The sequence below is a fragment of the Halococcus salifodinae DSM 8989 genome, from assembly GCF_000336935.1.
In the GTDB taxonomy this organism is placed as follows: Archaea; Halobacteriota; Halobacteria; order Halobacteriales; family Halococcaceae; genus Halococcus; species Halococcus salifodinae.
Genome location: NZ_AOME01000066.1, coordinates 1 through 2,938, shown reverse-complemented (window position 1 = coordinate 2,938; position 2,938 = coordinate 1). Strand labels below are relative to the sequence as shown.

Sequence of the window (2,938 nt, the reverse complement as noted above, 5' to 3'; positions counted from 1 at the left end):
TCGGGCCGCACCGGGATTTTTGGGTGGCCCAGCACTGCTCGTTGTCGCCGGGTTCTTCGATGGGCCGCTCGAAGGCATACTCTGGATTGCAGCACTCGCCATCGATTACGGCATCGTGTTCGTTCGCAGTGTCGAGGGGTTTCATATCAACGTCGGACACTTCGTCGAACGCCACCGTCTTGTCCTCATCATCGCGCTTGGCGAGTCACTTGTGGCGATTGGTGTCGGGGCGGAGGGGTTGGAACTCGGTTTCAGTGTCGTTCTCGCCGCCCTGTTCGGCATCGTCCTCGTCATCGCGTTGTGGTGGCTGTATTTCGACTATGTCGTGCTCGCCGCAGAGCGAACGCTCGCCGAAACCAGCGGTCATGAACAAACACGGATGGCGCGCGATTCGTATAGCTACATCCACCTGTTGATGGTCGGGAGCATCATCTTCATCGCGCTCGGTATCGAGCAGACCCTCGCACATACTGGCGATCCGCTCGGGACAATCGCTGCCGTTGCGCTCTTTGGTGGCGGTGCGCTCTATTTGCTCGGGCACAACGCCTTTCGATTCCGCGACCACGGCAACATCAGCGTCCTGCGACTCGTCGTGGCAATCGTCACCCTCGTGTTGATCTCCGTAGCGGTGCGAGTTCCCGCCATCGTTGCTCTCGCAATCCTTACTGTGCTATTTGTTGGACTTGCGATCTACGAGACGGTATGGTCCGAACACCGGAACAGACTCCGCGCAGGCTGAACGACGAGTCGTTATGAGAAACCTGTCTTGGAGATATCACAACGGAACTCGTTATCAGATGCTGACACTCGAAAAGATGAGTCGAATCCCGATGGATGATTTGATGACTGTCCGAGGTGACGGGACGGTCCAGTCGTTTCGCAAGCGCAGGGTACTGCGAATCCCCGCCGAAACACCGTATTCACCGTCACCTATTTGCTGATGTGAGTTCTCCTTCTATGTTGGAGAGACAAACATATGTCGGAGGAAATGAACGCAGTTCGCATCCACGAATTCGGTGGGCCAGACGTACTCCAGTACGAAACTGCGCCACAGCCAGAACCCGCCGCTGACGAGGTATTAGTTCGCGTCCATGCAGCCGGGGTCAATCGCGTCGATACAGCCGTTCGCGAAGGAAATTTCGGTGAAATTCCATTTCCGTGGATTCCTGGCTGGGATCTCTCCGGAACTGTTGAGGCTGTTGGAGCAGACGTGACTGAGTTCGAAGAAGATAGTGCGGTCTATGGATTGGTGGGCTTTCCGGAACCGGGGAACGCAGACGCCGAATACGCTGCCGTGCCCGCGGACGAAATTGTCGAGAAACCGGAGACACTCGACCATACTGAAGCCGCTGGCGTGCCGATGGTCGCACTCACCGCGTGGCAGGCGCTGTTCGATAAAGGCGAGCTCTCGGAGGACCAGCGAGTGCTTATTCACGCGGCTGCGGGGGGAGTCGGCCATATCGCCGTCCAGCTCGCAAAATCGCAGGGTGCGCACGTAATCGGAACGGCATCTGGATACAATGAGCTGTTCCTGCGCGATCTGGGTGCCGATGAGTTCGTCAACTACCGCGAGACCTCTTTCGAGGAGGAACTCGATGACATTGATCTCGTCGTTGATGCGATTGGGGGCGACACGCGCGAGCACTCATATGAGGTACTGACTGAGGGGGGCATTCTCGCTGCGCTCGTCGGTGAAATCTCTGATGAACAGGCCGAAGAGTATAGCGTTCACGCTCGACGGGTCGGTGTGCGACCGGATGCGGCGATTCTCTCTGAAATCAGTGAACTGATTGACGCTGGGGAGGTCGAACCAACGATTAGTACGACGCTCCCATTAGCGGACGCGCCCGAAGCTCACGAGCAGATCGAAGAAGGACACACGCGCGGGAAAATCGTTCTGCACACTGGAGACTGATCGCGTCACTCCTCCAAGAAGTCGCCGTATTGAACGGCCATTCCGAAGTCGCCAGCGTGGTCGATGGAGATCTGGTGAGCCTCTCTGGCACCGTCGGCGGCCCAGTCACGCTGAATTTCATAGAGGACTTGGGCCCAGGTGACCGGCGTCGCGCCCGCGTTCACCATCCGCTCAAGGGCATGTTCATGGTCGGCGGTCGACCGCCCCCCACAGGCGTCGGCCACCACATACACGTCGTAGTCTGCTTCCAGTGCTGACAGTGCGGCAAAACAAACGCAGACCTCCGTCCAGAGGCCGGCCATGACCAGCCGATCACGATCTGTTGCTTCGACAGCCTCGACGTACGCCTCATCCTCCCACGAATTCATCGTCGTGCGGTCAATCACCTCTTCGTCCGGGAAGACGTCTCGAATCTCCTCGAAGAGTGGTCCATTGTGTTCTCTACCAATAGTCGAAAGGACGGTCGGGATATCGTAGGTATCTGCCGTCTTGGCAAGGCCAGCGACGTTATTTTTGAGTGATACGGTATCGATAGTATTGATTCCGAGTACCATCTCCGGTTGGTGGTCGATGAACGTTATCGCACAGTTCTCCCGTGTGAGTAACTGTTCGCTCGGTGTTGCAGTTGCGTTTGTCATGGTATTTCTCCCTCTTCCTGTGTTGCGCCATAGCGGAATAAAACCCGCGGCAATTCCAGAGCAGGTGTGAATAGTCTCCACCGACGTAAGCTCCCCAATGCATCACACATACGCTTGAGTTGAGTAGTAGTCATGTATAATGGACGGTGAGACTGTGTTCGTTTAGACATCGTGGCTGAACGTGCTCGGAACATGCGCTCAGTCAGTGTCATTCTCTCGTTGCCTGTGGTCATCAGGAGGATGGGAAGTCGTGACGTTCGATCGGAAGGCCGAGTTCCTCGATGGCGGCTTCAAAGTGTTCCTCCTTGGCGTACTCCGCGCCCGCCTCGATGCGCTTTTGCTGGGCGAGCGCGAGTGCTTCGCCGCGTCGGTCGTCTGGGATATC

General features: G+C 56.9%; 3 protein-coding genes. 2 read left to right on the top strand and 1 reads right to left on the bottom strand.

Annotated elements, in window-relative coordinates:
• Together C450_RS11835 and C450_RS11830 are read left to right on the top strand one after the other, a co-directional pair.
• Nucleotides 1-739 (top strand): low temperature requirement protein A (locus tag C450_RS11835; RefSeq protein ID WP_005043684.1); only part of this gene is annotated, 739 nt, incomplete at its 5' end.
• Between the two features lie 237 nt (nucleotides 740-976).
• Nucleotides 977-1,915, top strand: coding sequence for an NADP-dependent oxidoreductase (locus tag C450_RS11830; RefSeq protein WP_005043682.1), 939 nt, complete (start codon nucleotides 977-979; stop codon nucleotides 1,913-1,915).
• A 5-nt stretch (nucleotides 1,916-1,920) separates the two neighbouring features.
• On the opposite strand, the gene C450_RS11825 is transcribed toward C450_RS11830, so the two are convergent.
• Nucleotides 1,921-2,553 carry a hydrolase gene (locus C450_RS11825; protein WP_049910161.1) on the bottom strand — a complete coding sequence of 211 codons (633 nt, stop codon included), beginning with the start codon at nucleotides 2,551-2,553 and terminating at the stop codon, nucleotides 1,921-1,923.
• Between the last annotated feature and the right edge of the window lie 385 nt (nucleotides 2,554-2,938).

Bases quoted from the DNA above. Each gene is read 5' to 3' on its own strand.
- C450_RS11830 (WP_005043682.1), top strand. From the start codon at position 977: ATGTCGGAGGAAATGAACGCAGTTCGCATCCACGAATTCGGTGGGCCA.
- C450_RS11825 (WP_049910161.1), bottom strand. From the start codon at position 2,553: ATGACAAACGCAACTGCAACACCGAGCGAACAGTTACTCACACGGGAG.